We start from the raw sequence: 13998 nt of genomic DNA, 5'->3' as shown, positions 1-13998 counted from the left end.
CGGTAGGAAAAAGGTATTGCCGGAATGTCGCCCCGAATTGCCGTCAAATCAACGGTTCCTCACGAATCTCCGGTCAGGAGGGTGAGTTTCTCCGAAATGTTTCGGGCATGTGACACAAGGGTTTCCGTGAGTGAAGAACACCCGAAATCGACGCGGAAACACCGTGAGGTGTGACGCGCACCATCATGCGGTCACACCTCACGATGCGCAACTCGAAATCAGTTCCAGGTGTCCTCGAGCATTTGCGGCTTGCACGCCTGCCAGGCGCCGGCCAGCAGCACCAGCACCGCGACGGTCAGCAGCGCGAACGGAATCGCCCAGCCGCCGGTGGCCGTGTGCAGCAGACCGAACAGCAGCGGACCCGAGCAGGCCACCGCGTATCCGACGCCCTGGGTGAAGCCCGACAGCACGGCCGAGCCGCGCTGGGTGCGGGTGCGCATATTGATCAGCGTGAGCGCCATCGGGAAGGTGCTCGGGCCCAGACCCAGCAGCACCACCCACAGCAGCGGCACGCTCATCGGCGCCAGCAGCAGGCCCGCGAAGGAGACGAAGAAGCACGCGGCGAAGGCGAGCACGAACGGGAACGGATTGCGCACCCGGGCCACCAGCGTCGGCGCGGTCAGGGCTGCGGTCAGGCCGACCAGCGCGAACAGCCCGACCATGGTGCCGCCGAAGGCGTCGCTGGCGCCCGCGTCCTCCAGGATGCGCGGCAGCCAGGCGAACATGGCGTAGGTGATCAGCGAGGTCATGCCGAACATGGCGGACATGCCCCAGGCCAGCGGCGAGCGCCAGGCCCGGCCGGAGTCCGCGGCCTCGGCGGGCAGCGCGGTGGTGTCGGCCAGGTCGTGGCCGCGGCGCGCGCGCAGCACCCAGATCCAGGGCAGGGCGGCGGCGAATCCGAGAGCGGCCCACAGGCCGATCGACACTCGCCAGCCATGCCCGTCGGCAACAGGCACCGCGATCATCGCCGGGATCACCGTGCCCAGCTGCACCATGGTGATGTAGAGCGAGCTGATCACCGCGAGCCGATCCGAGAAATACCGCTTGACCAGCGGCGGGATCACGACATTGCCGATGCCCATGCCGGCCAGGGCCAGCGCGGAGAACACCAGCAGTTCACCGGTGTTCGGGACGACCGCGCGGATCAGCATGCCCCCGCCGGCCAGCAGCATGGCCGTCATGGCGGTCCGCTCCAGCCCCATCCGGCGCACCATGATCGGGGTGAGCACGCCCGACAGCGCGAACATGGCCGCCGGGATCATGCCGAAGACGCCGATGACGGTGGCCGAGAAGCCGATCTCGCCGCCGATCCGCTCGGCCAGTGGACTGAACGCGGTGACGGCGACGCGCAGCGTGAGCGCCGACATGATGATCGCCACCAGGACCAGTAGCCGCCCCTCTACCAGCCCGCGTCGTCGCGTAACGGCACTCGCCTCGACCGGGATCGGGTCGGGGCGAGTGGTGGCGATTTCGGCGCGGGTGGCGGTTTTCGAGAGGGTTGCTGTCACCCGGAAATCATAGGATGACCCCATGATGGGAGGCAACAATTTGTGATGGGCGGTACTCTGTTTCGGTGCAACCAGTCCGGCGCACCAGCCTCATCGCCCAGGTAACCGAGCAGCTGCGTGCCGAAATCCGTTCGGGGCGTTGGCCAATCGGCTCTCGAATCCCCACCGAACCGGAGCTCACCGAGCTGACCGGTACCGGCCGCAATACCGTGCGCGAAGCCGTCCAGGCGCTCGTGCACGCAGGCATGCTCGAAAGGCGCCAGGGCTCTGGCACCTACGTCATCGCCGCCTCCGAGGTCGGCGGCACACTCGGCAAATACTTCGCCGACGCGGAAGAACGCGACGTACTCGAGCTTCGATTGGCGCTGGACACCACCGCGGCCGCGCTGGCCGCGCGGCGCCGCGACGACGCCGATATCGCGACCCTGCGCCGGTTGCTCGCCGAACGCAGCGAGAACAAGTGGGACGAGGACAACCACGCGGCCATCAACGCCGATGTGGAACTGCACCGCGCCATCGTGGTCGCCAGCCACAACGCGGTGTACCTCGAGTTCTACGATTCGCTGCTGCCGACCATCGAGCAGGTCATCCGGTCGCGCACCTCACGCGCCGACGACTCCTACGACGCCGAACACAACGAACTCGTGCAGGCGATCGTGGACGGCGACCCGGACGCCGCCGCACAGGCCGCGCGCTGCTTCCTCGCCTCGCTGATCGCCGAATATCCCGACCGTTAGTAACCAACCGGTCACCGAGGGCAACTCCCCTTTGTGAGTCCGAATTGCCGGGAACGTCACCGACGGCCACGACGACGCAACAACCGGCTTCTACCTTTTGACTCGACCCACCAGCGAGGCAATCGAGAGGAAGCCGATGACTGCCACAGTTGCTGCCACCGGCCAGCAGTCCGAATTCGACCATCAGCGCCGCGGGCGCTGGCTCGACCACTGGGAACCCGATAATCCGAAATTCTGGGCATCCGGCGGCAACCGGACCGCCCGAAAGAACCTGATCCTCTCGGTATTCGCCGAGAACCTGGGCTTCTCGGTCTGGGTCATCTGGGGCACCGTGGTGACCAGCATGGGCCTGGCCGGCTTCGACTTCCTGGCCGGCCTGGGCAAAGGCAACCCGGTCGCGGTGAGCAACGCGCTGCTGCTGACCTCGACCCCGACCCTGGTCGGCGCGGCCCTGCGCATTCCCTACACCTTCGCCATCCCGAAATTCGGCGGCCGGGCATTCACCGCGTTCAGCGCGGCGATGCTGCTGATTCCGACCCTCGGGCTGGCCTATTTCGTCAATCAGCCACAGACCCCGATGTGGGTGTTCCTGGTGCTCGCGGCGCTGGCCGGATTCGGTGGCGGTAATTTCTCGTCGTCGATGGCCAATATCTCGTTCTTCTTCCCGGAAGGGAAAAAGGGCGCGGCCCTGGGCATCAATGCCGCGGGCGGCAATCTCGGTGTGGCGCAGACCCAATTGGCGCTGCCACTGCTCATCACCCTCGGCACGCATCTGATGGCGAAGGACCCGGCCGGCTATCGCTTCGGCATCACGCTGTCGGTGCTGGTCTGGGTGCCGTTCATTCTGATCGCCACCGTCGGCGCGCTGCGCTACATGGATTCGATCAGCACCGCCAAATCCGATGGCAAGTCCTACCGGCTGGCGCTGACGAATCGGCACACCTGGGTGATGTCGTTCCTGTACATCGGCACCTTCGGATCGTTCATCGGATTCTCCTTCGCCTTCCCGACCCTGATCAAGGCCAACTTCCCGCACCTGGCCGGCATCGGCTGGATCACCACGCTCGGTAACCTCGCCTTCCTCGGCGCGCTGGTCGGCTCGTTCAGCCGCCCGTTCGGCGGCTGGGTATCCGACAAGGTCGGCGGCGCGAAGATCACCGTGTACGTCTTCGCCGGCATGTCCGGGGCCGTCGCCCTGATCGTGGCCGCGCTCGAATTGAAGAGCTTCCCGCTGTATCTGGCCGCGTTCCTGACCCTGTTCGTGCTCACCGGCATCGGCAACGGCTCCACCTACCGCATGATCCCGTCCATCTTCTCCGCGGTCGCCAAGAAGCACGCCTCCGAACACGGCCTGGAACTGACCGAGGCCCTGGCCTCGGCCAAACGCCAGGCGGGCGCGGCCATCGGTGTCATCGGCGCGATCGGCGCCTCCGGCGGCTACGTCCTGCAGCAGGCACTTCGCCTGTCCAACACCAACTTCGGCAGCATGACCCCGGCCTTCTGGTCCTATGCCGCCGCGTTCCTGGTCATGGCGGCCACCACCTGGTTCTTCTACCTGCGCACCAGTTTCGCCACCACCCGGGTCCCCTCCCTGGCCTACGCGAACGTCTGACCCCGCAAGACTCGAATGCCGCGCCGAGACCCGTTGTCTCGGCGCGGCATTCGGCTCTCGCGGGACCTACACCATGAGGCGCACCATATCGGCGGTGCGGGCCAGGCCGGGAAACGCTTCGGGTGTCGAGCGCGGGTGTAGCGCGTGCACCGCGAGTCTGAACATCACCGCGCGCAACAGCATCTGCGGCCACTCGGGCAGTTCCCGCCAACGCTCCAGCAGACCGTCGTCGGCGCCGCCCCACGCGAGCGCGTCGACCACGATGACACCCGCCGCCCACGCGGGCGGTCGCCAATACGGGGTGATATCGGACAGGCCGGGGGTGAACACACCCGCGAACAGCACGGTGCCGAACAGATCACCGTGCACCAGCTGCGACTGCGCCTGCACCGGCTTGCGCAAAGTGGCCAGCTGACCGATCAATTCGATGCTGCGCTGACCGTCGGGTGAGGTGGTGGGCAGGGTGCCGCCCGCGCGCAGGCTGCGCAGCGGCACCGGCTCCCAAGCCGCGCGATCGGCGGCCACGAACACATCCACGTCCACCCACGGCGCTACCGGCGGCTGCACCAGGAACCGCGGACGATCCAGTTTCGCGGTGGCCTGGTGCAGCCGCAGCGACAGCGAGACGACCTCGTCGTGCCGCGGCTCCGGCGTGCCCTCCAGATAGGTGTCGGCCCGCCAGCCGGACACCACATAGCGGCCGTCGGTGGCGCGCACCGGGCGAGCCACCCGCAGCCCGTCCACCTTCAGCGTCTCGCGTATCTTGGCCGACCATGCCGCGCGGGCGTGATCGGCCACCGGACTCAGCACGACATCACCGCAGCGCCAGCCGCCGTCCCAGTCCCCCAGCGCGACCGGTGTCACTTCGCGCAGACCGAACGTGGCACGTACGTGCTCGGGAGGTTCCACAGCAGTCACGGCCGTACGGTACCGCCGAGTCCGGTTCGACGCGCCGGTGGCGCGCCCAAAGGGCTAGTAAACCGGCAGGGAAGGATCGACCTGGTTGGCCCACGCCACGATTCCGCCCTGCACGTGGGTCGCGTCGGCGAAACCCGCCTGCTTCAACGCGGCCAGCGCCTCCGCCGAGCGGATACCGGTCTTGCAGTGCAATACGATCGGCCGGTTCTGCGGCAGATCCGAGAGCGCCTCACCGGAGAGGATGCGGTCCTTCGGAATCAACTTCGCGCCCTCGATGTGCACGATGTCCCACTCCACCGGCTCGCGCACATCGATCAGCTCGATCTCCTTGCCTGCGTCGATCAACTCCTTGAGCTCACGCGCGGTGATGGTGGAACCCGCGGCCGCGGCCTGCCCCTCCTCGGAGACCACACCGCAGAACGCGTCGTAGTCGATGAGTTCGGTGATCGGCTGACGCTCGGGATCGCGGCGCAGCTTGATGGTGCGGTAGCTCATGTCCAGTGCGTCGTAGACCATCAGCCGGCCGAGCAGCGGGTCACCCATGCCGGTCAGCAGCTTGATCGCCTCGGTCACCATGATCGACCCGATGGACGCGCACAGCACACCGAGCACGCCGCCCTCGGCGCACGAGGGAACCATGCCCGGCGGCGGGGCCTCGGGGTAGAGGTCGCGGTAGTTCAGGCCGCGGCCGTCGGGGGCGTCCTCCCAGAAGACCGACACCTGGCCCTCGAAGCGGTAGATCGAACCCCACACGTAGGGCTTGTGCGCCAGCACCGCGGCATCGTTGACCAGGTAGCGGGTGGCGAAGTTGTCGGTGCCGTCGACGATCAGGTCGTACTGCTCGAACAGCTGCACCGCGTTGTCGGGTTCGAGCCGGATCTTGTGCAGGTTCACGGTGATTCCGGAGTTGATCTCCAGAATCGAGTCACGCGCGCTGTCGGCCTTGGAGCGGCCGATATCGGATTCGCCGTGGATGACCTGGCGTTGCAGATTGGAGGCGTCGACCTCGTCGAACTCGACGATGCCGAGCGTGCCCACGCCGGCCGCGGCCAGGTACAGCAGCGCGGGCGAACCGAGGCCGCCGGCACCGATGACCAGGACCTTGGCGTTCTTCAGGCGCTTCTGCCCGTCCATCCCGAGATCCGGGATGATCAGGTGACGGCTGTAGCGGGCTACCTCGTCCCGGGTCAGCTCCGCGGCGGGTTCGACCAGCGGCGGGAGGGACTTTGCTGTGCTTCCCAAAGACATGGGTCCGGACACTCCTCGAATCAGTGGGCCTGCGGGCTCAGCGTGTGCAACGCCGGGAGCCGGGCCGTTCTTCCCACTCCATCGTCGCCTACGGCCGCGAACCTCAGCCGCGCGGGTAGGGCCAGGGATTGAACCGGCAGCGCTTGCCGTCCATCGGCACCACACCGAACGGATCGAGCGCCGCGATGTCGTTGTTCTTGGTGCCGAAGGTCTGCTGCATCATGATCGGCGCCAGCCCGCCGTCGGTCTCGCACGGCTGATGCTCGTGATAGCCGATGGCGTGGCCGACCTCGTGGTTGATCTGGTACTGCCGGTAGGAGCCGATATCGCCTTCGTAGGCGAGCGCGCCGCGCACCCAGCGCACCTCCGAGAGCAGCACCCGGCCCGCGTCGGCGTTGTAGCAGGAGGAGTCGATCGGAATATCGAAACCGCAGGATTTGCGGGTGGTCTGGCGCGAGGTGAGCGAGATCCGGAAATCGGGTTTGCCCTGATCTATCCGGCGGAAGCCGAACTTCTTGTCGTGCGCCCAGCTCTTGGGATTGGCCAGGGTGGAGTCGACCATGGTCGCGACCGCCACGTCACCGCCGATGCCGGAGGTGTCGATACCGTCCTCGATTTCCACGGTATAGGTGAAGACGGTGGCGGCGTCGGCACCGACCTCGGCCTGGCCCGGGATCACCCGCCAGGTGCCCGCGCCCGCGTCGGTGAAGGCGCCGCCCTGCGGTAGCGCGCCGGTGGGCAGGTCGGTGGGAAACTGGCCGTCGCCGGGCGGTGCGCCGATGATGCCCGCGGTGGCGGCGCGTGGGCTGAGCGCGCCGAAGCCCGGATTGGCGCCGCTGACCGGCTCGCTGCCGCCGCGCACCGCGTCGACCACGACCAGCACGGTGACCACGGCCAGCACCGGTAGCGCGTAGGCGCGCCAGCCGTAGGTGGAGACGAAGCGGCCCAGTCGGCTCTGCTTCTTCACCACCCGGCCCGGACGGTGGGCGCGGTTCTTGCCGTCGGCGGGCGCGGTCGGATCCCAGCGCGCGCGTAGTGGCTGGTGGGAGCGATCGGTCTGGTCTTCTTCCCCAGACGTCTTCAGGCCGAGGGGGTCGTAGATCTCTACACCGTCACGCCCGCCTCCGGACGGAGTTTCCGTTCGGTCGGTCACGGCTAACAGACTCTCACAGTGGACAAGTGCCCCTTCTCGCGAGTACGAAAGACTCGCTACGAGATGCGGCAGGCGTTCGCTGTGCGATATCTCATGCGCGGGCCCCGAGTTGCGGAACCCGCCGCCAAGTGTGACCTACGACCGGGTATCGTTGCTGGGATACCCGGTGTACTTCCCCTTCAGCCGGGGCTTCAACTGGGAGAGCCGAAATGACCGACCTCGTGGACCGGATGCCGTCCCGTAGATCATCGTCCGAGGCCATGGCACCTGCGAAACGCGGTACCAGGCTGCCCCGGGATGAGCGGCGACAGCAGCTACTCCACGCGGCGAGTGAGGTTTTCGTGCTGCGCGGCTACCACGCGGCGGGTATGGACGAGATCTCCCAGTGCGCCGGTGTGAGCAAACCCGTGCTGTACCAGCACTTCACGAGCAAACTCGAGCTGTACCTGGCGGTACTGCAGAACTACGTCGACATGCTGGTGTCGAGCGTGCGCCAGGCGCTGCGGTCGACCACCGACAACAAGCAGCGCGTGCGCGCCGCCGTCGCGGCCTACTTCGATTTCGTCGACAACGAGATGCAGGGCTTCCGACTGGTTTTCGAGTCCGACCTGACCTCGGAGCCGCAGGTGCAGCGCCGGGTCGAGCAGGCCACCGAAGCCTGTGTGGACGCGGTCTTCGATCTGGTCGCGCACGACTCCGGCCTGGACCCCTACCGGGCCCGGATTCTCGCGGTCGGCCTGGTCGGCGCCAGCCAGACCACCGCCCGCTACTGGCTGGAAGCGGATCGCCCGATCCCCAAGGACGACGCTATCGACACCACGGTCACGCTCGCGTGGGGTGGTCTGTCGCATGTGCCGCTGCATCCGATGGACGGTGTGCCGCGCAGCCTCGGCTCCTGATCCCGGACAAACGACGAGCCCCCCGCCGCACAGCGGCAGGGGGCTCGTCGTTGTTTCGAGGTCAGACCGCGGCGAAGCCGACGCGACCGCTGGCCGGGGTGCCGATCTCCACGTAGGAGACCTTCGCGGCCTGGATCAGGAACTTGCGGCCCTTGTCGTCGGTCAGCGACACGATGCCGCCGTCGCCGGTCAGCGCACCGGACACCAGCGCCTCCACCTCTTCGGGAGTCTGCGAGCTGTTGATGATGAGCTCACGCGGGCTATCCGAGATACCGATCTTGACCTCCACGGCCAACCTCCGAACGTAGTGTCCTGTGCTGTCGAAACCAGGCTAGTCCAGGGCGGGTGGGCCGGGGCAGCAGCCTGTCTGCGCTGACAGCGAACACCCCGGCGGGCGCGGCTACTTGGGCTCGATCAGCTCGATGTCGAGTTCGATCTGCACCTTGTCGCTGAGCATGCCCGGCATCGGGCCGCCGACGCCGAAGTCGGTGCGCTTGATGGCGCCGGTGGCCGAGAATCCGGCGTGCCGTTCGCCCGCGCCGGGGAACTCCTGCACACCGCCCCACTCGACCTCGAGCGTGACCGGCTGGGTGATCTGGCCCAGGGTGGCCTCGCCCTCGACGGTGAAGGTCTCGCCGATGGTGACCGGGGTGCGGCCGCGGAAGGTCAGGGTCGGCCGGTTGGCCACATCCAGGAAGTCGGCATTGCGCACGTGGGCGTCGCGGTCGACGTTGCCGGTGTCGAAGGAATCCAGGTAGATGGTGGCGCCCAGGGTGGCGGCGCCGGACTCGTCGACGACGAACTCGGTCTCGAACTTGGTGAAGCCGCCGCGCACCTTGGAGATGCCGAGGTGACGCACGGTGAAGGAGACGGTGGAGTGCGCGGTGTCCAGCGCCCAGACGCCGGGCTTCAGGGTCGCGGTGGTGGTTTCCGAAGTTGTCATGGCAACCACGATCACGGCTGCGACCGGCGCTAACCAGACCGCCGTTATCCGGGCTCTGGCAGGTCCAGGATAAAAATCAGCGGGCAGGGCACCATGGAGTCGTGGCAGAGGACAACCTTTTCGCGGCATTCCTGACCGCCCGGCGCAAAGAATTGCGCCCGGCCGATGTCGGGATGCCCACCGGTGGTCGCCGGCGCACTCCGGGACTGCGGCGCGAGGAGGTCGCCGTGCGCGCCGGTGTCAGCGTCGACTATCTGGCCCGGCTGGAGCAGGGCCGCGACCGGAATCCGTCGGCCGCGGTGATCGGCGCGCTCGCCGATGCACTGTTGCTCGATGAGACCGACCGACGCCACTTCACCATGCTCGCCCTGGCCGCCGACGCCGCCTCCAAATGCAGCGACGACGCCGGCCTGTGCCCGGGCGCGAACTCGCCGCAGGAGCAATTGCCGCCGAGCATCGAGACGATTCTGCGTGCCCTGAACCCGACGCCCGCCTTCGTGGTCGGCCGTCGGCTGAATGTGCTCGGCTGGAATTCGGCGTGGGCCGATTTCGCGGCGCCGCTGGGTTTGCTGGACGGCCAGCACGAGCCGAATCTGGCGTGGTTCACGTTCAAGAATTCGAAGGCGCGGACGGTGATCCACGATTGGTCCGCCGCGGCCGATCATTTCGTGGCCGCGCTCTACAGCGCGAAATCCCGCTGGCCCGCCGACGACAATCTGCGCGCCACGATCGACGCGCTGCGTCGCGAACCGGAGTTCGCGCGGCGCTGGCAGGCCCAGCCATTCGGCGAAGATGCTTCCGGCACTTTGTATTTCGATCATCCCGAATACGGATCGGTGGCCGTGCCGTTCGAAATGCTGTCCGCGGACCGAGATCAGAGCGTGGTCGTCTGGCTGACCGACAAGGTCGAGACCGCCGCGCGCGGACTGCGTCTGGTCTCCGGCGACTGATCGACATCGGCCCGTAACGCTGGTTCGCCACGCGACGACATGGGGTGCAGGCGCTGCACAAGTCGCCTGCACGGCGCACTTGCGAACCGGTTGCCCGACGTTGTCGGGGCATGGGTGACCCCGCTTCCCGGCGCCGGAAGCAACGTAATGAGAGGGTCATTCCTGATGTCGGAGCGTTCTACAGTCATGCCCGGAGCACGGCGGTTGGCGACCATGGGCACCGTGCTGGCGCTGGCCACCGCGGTGGCCGGTCCGATCGCCGCGGCCGAGCCGGCCACGAGCTCACCGGAGCCGACGCCGAGCACCACCGCGCCGACCTCGAGCGCACCCGCGCCGGGCCTGGGACTGGAGCTGGAACTGACCGCGCCGGATCTGCCGGCGCCCACCGTGACGCTGCCGGTTCCGGCGGTACAGGTACCGACCATTTCCCCGGCGGTGCCGCCGGTCCCGACCGCGCAACTGCCGGCGGTCCAATTGCCGTCCGCGCCCGCGGTTCCCACCGTGGCGCTGCCCAGCGCTTCGGCGCCGCCGGGCCCGGCACCCGCCGCGCAGGTCGACGTGGCGGTCGGCGCGCAGGTCGACGCAGCCGTCGGCGCGGAGGCGAGCGCGTCGGTCGGCGCGGCGGCCCAGGCCAAGCTGGAGGCGAGCGCGGCGGCCGAAGCAGCGGCCGCGGCGCAGGCGGCGGCCGAAGCCGCCGGTACCGCACAGGCTTCGGCCGAGGCCGTGCTCGAGGCCCGCAAGAACGCCGCCCGCGCGGCCGCCGCGGCCTCGCTCGCGCTGTCGCACCAGCTCGGCGCCGATGTCATCGCCGCACGCGCGGTGCTGGCCGGGACCACGACCGAACTCGCCGAACTCCGGCTCGCCGCCAAGGCCGCCCTGGACGCCGCGGCTGCGGCGCGGGCCGGCGCCGACACGGAATTGGCGCTGCGGCTACAGCTCGACTCGGACGCGGCGGCCGCGCTGGTCACCGACTGGCAGCTGAAGCTGGAGAGCGCGAATGTCGCGCTCTCCGCGGCACTTCAGGCCCAGGCCGATCTGAACGCCCAGCTGGCCGCGGCCCTCGCCGCGGGCGTCGCGCTCATCGCGACACTGAATCTGGGTGGTCAGCTGTTCACCGGCATCGAGCTCACCAAGCTCACCGAGACCCTCGTGGTCGTGGGCGGGTCGGGCATGAAACTCGTCGGAGTGTTCACCGACACCGGGGAATTCACGGTCGTGGACTACGTCCGGACCGAGGCGAACGGCGAGGAAACCCTCGCCGGTGGCCTGCCGCCGGTGGATCTCGCACTCGGTGACACCGCGGCGGACGGTTCGTCGCTGCCGATACTGGCCATCGGCGCCGGTGTCCTGGTCGCGGCCGGAGCGGGCGCGAGCGCACTGATCATGGTGCGCCGCAAGCGGGTTCGCGGGTCCGCGGATGCGTGATGCGCGCTACTGGCTGATGAGCGCGGCCGTGGTAGGCGCGGTCGCGGGCTGTGGCGGCGACGAGGTGTCGCTGCCACAGCCGCAACGCACGCCGGTCCCCGCGCAGATCGGCGCGGCCGGTCCGGGTGCGGTGATCGCACCGGCCGAGCCGACGCACCTCGAACTGCGGTCCGCGACGGGCGTGACCTACCTCAGCAGTCCGCTGCATCCGGAGAAGCTCATGCGCGGCGGGCCGAGCGGCCAGCAGCTGAATCCGGTCGACGAGTTGCCGGTGTGGTGGGGCGAAAGTGGGCTGCCCGGAACCGAAACCGCGCAGACGGTGCTGGTCGCGGGCCACAACTACAGCAAACGCGCGGCACCGTTTCGGGCGCTGCGGGTGGTGCGGCCCGGTGACGTGGTCGCGCTGCGAACCCCGAACGGCGTGCTGGAGTACGAGGTGCAGCGCGCCGAGCCGCTACCGAAAGGGTCGCTGCTCGGCGCGCACGAGCTTAGGCAGGCGGTGCCGGGGCGGCTGATCCTGGCCAACTGCGATGTGGTCGGCGGCGAACCCACTGCCGACAACTACCTGGTGATCGCCCAATTGGCGCGGCCACCGGCCTGATTCAGAGGCCCAGTACGGCCATGCGCTTGGCGTGGCTGTCCTGCATGCGCTCGAACAGGGTGGCGATGCCGTTGAGGTCACCGGCGGAGCCGAGCACCAGATCGGTGAGCTCGTCCCGCTGGGCCATCACGTACTGGGCCTGGGTGATCGCCTCGCCGAGCAACCGACGGCCCCACAGGGTGAGCCGGTCGCGTTCGGCGCGGCTGGTCTCGACGGCGCGCCGGACCTCCTCCACGACGAACTCGGAGTGGCTGGTCTCGGCGAGCACGTCGCGGACGACGGCGGCCACCTCGGGGGTGAGCGCCCCGGCGATCTCGGTGTAGAAGTCGGCGGCGATGCCGTCACCGACGTAGAACTTCACCATCGACTCCAGCCAGGTGGAGGGGTCGGTGGAGTCATGGTAGGCGTCCAGGGCGCGGACGAACGGCGCCATCGCGTCGAACACGTCGGCGCCGCGGTCGGCCAGGGCCGCCTCCAGGGTCTGGAAATGGCGCATCTCCGAAGCGGCCATCTTCGCAACCGCGACGCGGCCGCGCAGTGTCGGCGACAGCTTGGCCTCCTCGGCCAGCCGGTAGAACGCGGAGATCTCGCCGTAGGCAAGCACGGCGAAGAGATCGGTGACCCCCGGGTGGTCGGCGGCGATCGGGCCGCCCGTCGACTCGGTCGACAAACCCGGCGTTCCCGAACCGAGCCCACCCACCCCGTCGGCTCCGCCGACTACCGTCCCCGAATGCTCTCCCATAGTCGCCCAGCGTAGCCGCGTCCGGGGAAACGCGTGGCTCGCGCTCCCCCTCAGAGTTCGGACAGGAACTTGTCCAGATACGTCCAGGTGGTGTCGCGCGCGGTCTCGCCGGTCAGGATCCCCAGGTGGCTGCCCGGGGCGGTCTCGTAGCGCAGCGAGGCGGCGCCGGTCAGCGTGCGGGTACCCGCCTCGACGGCCGCGGCGGGGGTGATGACGTCGCTGGGTCCGCCGACCAGCAGGACGTGCGCGGTGACATCGGCCAGTGCGATGGCCCGCTCCCCCAGATGCACGACACCCTTGCCGATGTCGTTGGCCAGGATCAGCCGTCCCCACAGCTGTCCGTAGAAGCGGCCGGGGTAGCCCGGCATCTCGGCCATGAAGCGGTCGATGGATTCCATCTTGGCCAGCGTCTCGGTGCGGGCCAGGTTGCTCGCCACGAACCAGGGCCGGGTGAGTTCGCGATCCCAGGCCGTGACCCGATAGGCGACGCGGGTGAGCCGGGCCGGGATGCCGCCGGCGGCGCGCACCGCGGCGGAGGTGGCGATGCCGCCGGTCAGTTTGGCGACCGCGCGTACCTGCGGGATGCCGGTCATCCGGTCGTAGTCCAGGGGCGCGCCGACGGCGGTGACCGAGCGGATCGGCAACTCCGGGTGCGCGGCGGCGGTGAGCAGCGCGAGGGTGCCGCCGATCGACCAGCCGATCAGGTCGACGGGCGCGCCGCCGCGATCGGCCGAGGTGCGCAGGATGGCCTCGGGCAGGATGTCGTCGATCCAGTCCTCGAAGCCCATGCGGCGATCGGCGAAGGTGATCTCGCCGTAGTCGACGAGGTAGGGCGCGCGTCCGGTGTCGAGCAGGAAGCGAGCCAGGCTCTGGTCCGGGCGCAGATCGAAACAGGTGGCGGGCGCGGCCAGCGGCGGCACCAGCAGGACCGCGGAATCGGTTGCGGCGCGGGCGGATTCGGGTCGCTCGAAGCGACGCAGCAGGCGGTGCGGCGCGTCGCCGAGCACGGTCGAGGGTGCGGGATTCGGCGGTTCGAGCCCCGGGCCGAAGGTCAGTGCCCAGGCATTGCGCGCGGCGATCGATACGGTGTCAGCGAAACTCACCAGAAGAATGTCTCACATGCCGGTACCGGCGGTAACGCTCAAGCCCGGTTTGTCGCGAATTTCGAAATACGGAGCCGGGCAATTCGGGACGCGCACCATATCACGCTACAATCACCGTGGACAACGAAAATTTCGCGCTCGAAGCGACGAATCCGATGT

At 68.5% G+C, this 13998-nt stretch carries 14 protein-coding genes; 6 read left to right on the top strand and 8 right to left on the bottom strand.

Features of this window, described 5'->3' with window-relative positions; all coding sequences use genetic code 11:
- Positions 1-218 precede the first annotated feature (218 nt).
- Positions 219-1469: an MFS transporter gene (locus ACFVMC_RS10320; protein WP_379209507.1), complete on the bottom strand. Its 1251-nt coding sequence runs from the start codon at positions 1467-1469 to the stop codon at positions 219-221.
- Positions 1470-1573: 104 nt separating this feature from the next.
- Between ACFVMC_RS10320 and ACFVMC_RS10315 the strand changes: the two genes are divergently transcribed.
- Together ACFVMC_RS10315 and ACFVMC_RS10310 are read left to right on the top strand one after the other, a co-directional pair.
- Positions 1574-2245, top strand: a complete 672-nt coding sequence (locus ACFVMC_RS10315) for a FadR/GntR family transcriptional regulator (protein ID WP_379208772.1) — start codon at positions 1574-1576, stop codon at positions 2243-2245.
- Positions 2246-2381: 136 nt separating this feature from the next.
- A complete protein-coding gene (locus ACFVMC_RS10310; RefSeq protein ID WP_379208770.1) occupies positions 2382-3857 on the top strand; it encodes an MFS transporter in 1476 nt (491 codons plus the stop codon).
- A gap of 66 nt (positions 3858-3923) precedes the next feature.
- Here ACFVMC_RS10310 and ACFVMC_RS10305 read toward each other — a convergent pair whose 3' ends face one another.
- The 3 genes from ACFVMC_RS10305 to ACFVMC_RS10295 all read right to left on the bottom strand — a co-directional run bounded on the left by ACFVMC_RS10305 (position 3924) and on the right by ACFVMC_RS10295 (position 7176).
- The gene (locus tag ACFVMC_RS10305) at positions 3924-4775 is read right to left on the bottom strand and encodes a TIGR02569 family protein (protein WP_379208768.1); all 852 of its coding nucleotides are present in this window, start codon (positions 4773-4775) and stop codon (positions 3924-3926) included.
- Between the two features lie 54 nt (positions 4776-4829).
- Entirely contained in the window at positions 4830-6023 is a 1194-nt protein-coding gene (moeZ, locus tag ACFVMC_RS10300; protein ID WP_379208767.1) for an adenylyltransferase/sulfurtransferase MoeZ, read from the bottom strand.
- 103 nt (positions 6024-6126) lie between these two features.
- Complete coding sequence (locus ACFVMC_RS10295) at positions 6127-7176, bottom strand: DUF3152 domain-containing protein (protein WP_379208765.1); 1050 nt, start codon at positions 7174-7176, stop codon at positions 6127-6129.
- A gap of 209 nt (positions 7177-7385) precedes the next feature.
- Here ACFVMC_RS10295 and ACFVMC_RS10290 point away from each other — a divergent pair, with 209 nt between their 5' ends.
- On the top strand, positions 7386-8075 hold the full coding sequence (locus tag ACFVMC_RS10290) for a TetR/AcrR family transcriptional regulator (RefSeq protein ID WP_379208763.1): 690 nt from the start codon (positions 7386-7388) through the stop codon (positions 8073-8075).
- 61 nt (positions 8076-8136) lie between these two features.
- On the opposite strand, the gene ACFVMC_RS10285 is transcribed toward ACFVMC_RS10290, so the two are convergent.
- Positions 8137-8364 carry a DUF3107 domain-containing protein gene (locus tag ACFVMC_RS10285; protein WP_379208761.1) on the bottom strand — a complete coding sequence of 76 codons (228 nt, stop codon included), beginning with the start codon at positions 8362-8364 and terminating at the stop codon, positions 8137-8139.
- A gap of 111 nt (positions 8365-8475) precedes the next feature.
- Positions 8476-9018: a YceI family protein gene (locus ACFVMC_RS10280; RefSeq protein WP_379208759.1), complete on the bottom strand. Its 543-nt coding sequence runs from the start codon at positions 9016-9018 to the stop codon at positions 8476-8478.
- Between the two features lie 101 nt (positions 9019-9119).
- On the opposite strand from ACFVMC_RS10280, the gene ACFVMC_RS10275 reads away from it, so the two are divergent.
- The 3 genes from ACFVMC_RS10275 (at position 9120) to ACFVMC_RS10265 (ending at position 11994) form a co-directional block, all read left to right on the top strand.
- Positions 9120-9968, top strand: coding sequence for a helix-turn-helix transcriptional regulator (locus ACFVMC_RS10275; RefSeq protein WP_379208758.1), 849 nt, complete (start codon positions 9120-9122; stop codon positions 9966-9968).
- 186 nt (positions 9969-10154) lie between these two features.
- Positions 10155-11393: a hypothetical protein gene (locus ACFVMC_RS10270; protein ID WP_379208756.1), complete on the top strand. Its 1239-nt coding sequence runs from the start codon at positions 10155-10157 to the stop codon at positions 11391-11393.
- A complete protein-coding gene (locus tag ACFVMC_RS10265; protein WP_379208754.1) occupies positions 11386-11994 on the top strand; it encodes a class F sortase in 609 nt (202 codons plus the stop codon). The genes ACFVMC_RS10270 and ACFVMC_RS10265 overlap by 8 nt, the downstream gene beginning before the upstream one ends.
- A 1-nt stretch (position 11995) precedes the next feature.
- Here the strand turns inward: ACFVMC_RS10265 and ACFVMC_RS10260 are convergent, their stop codons facing one another.
- Both ACFVMC_RS10260 and ACFVMC_RS10255 read right to left on the bottom strand, forming a co-directional pair.
- Positions 11996-12736, bottom strand: a complete 741-nt coding sequence (locus tag ACFVMC_RS10260) for a ferritin-like fold-containing protein (protein ID WP_379208752.1) — start codon at positions 12734-12736, stop codon at positions 11996-11998.
- Positions 12737-12786: 50 nt separating this feature from the next.
- Positions 12787-13839, bottom strand: a complete 1053-nt coding sequence (locus ACFVMC_RS10255; RefSeq protein WP_379208750.1) for an alpha/beta hydrolase — start codon at positions 13837-13839, stop codon at positions 12787-12789.
- Positions 13840-13998 lie beyond the last annotated feature (159 nt).

The organism is Nocardia sp. NPDC127579 (genome assembly GCF_042672005.1).
Lineage (GTDB): Bacteria > Actinomycetota > Actinomycetes > Mycobacteriales > Mycobacteriaceae > Nocardia.
The sequence above is the reverse complement of the archived record's forward strand: the minus strand, read 5'-3'. Positions and strand labels throughout refer to the sequence as shown.

What these genes read in the sequence shown, in the direction of transcription:
- ACFVMC_RS10310 (WP_379208770.1), top strand. Translation starts at nt 2,382, where the DNA reads ATGACTGCCACAGTTGCTGCCACCGGCCAGCAGTCCGAATTCGACCAT.
- moeZ (WP_379208767.1), bottom strand. Translation starts at nt 6,023, where the DNA reads ATGTCTTTGGGAAGCACAGCAAAGTCCCTCCCGCCGCTGGTCGAACCC.
- ACFVMC_RS10290 (WP_379208763.1), top strand. Translation starts at nt 7,386, where the DNA reads ATGACCGACCTCGTGGACCGGATGCCGTCCCGTAGATCATCGTCCGAG.
- ACFVMC_RS10280 (WP_379208759.1), bottom strand. Translation starts at nt 9,018, where the DNA reads ATGACAACTTCGGAAACCACCACCGCGACCCTGAAGCCCGGCGTCTGG.
- ACFVMC_RS10270 (WP_379208756.1), top strand. Translation starts at nt 10,155, where the DNA reads ATGCCCGGAGCACGGCGGTTGGCGACCATGGGCACCGTGCTGGCGCTG.
- ACFVMC_RS10265 (WP_379208754.1), top strand. Translation starts at nt 11,386, where the DNA reads ATGCGTGATGCGCGCTACTGGCTGATGAGCGCGGCCGTGGTAGGCGCG.
- ACFVMC_RS10260 (WP_379208752.1), bottom strand. Translation starts at nt 12,736, where the DNA reads ATGGGAGAGCATTCGGGGACGGTAGTCGGCGGAGCCGACGGGGTGGGT.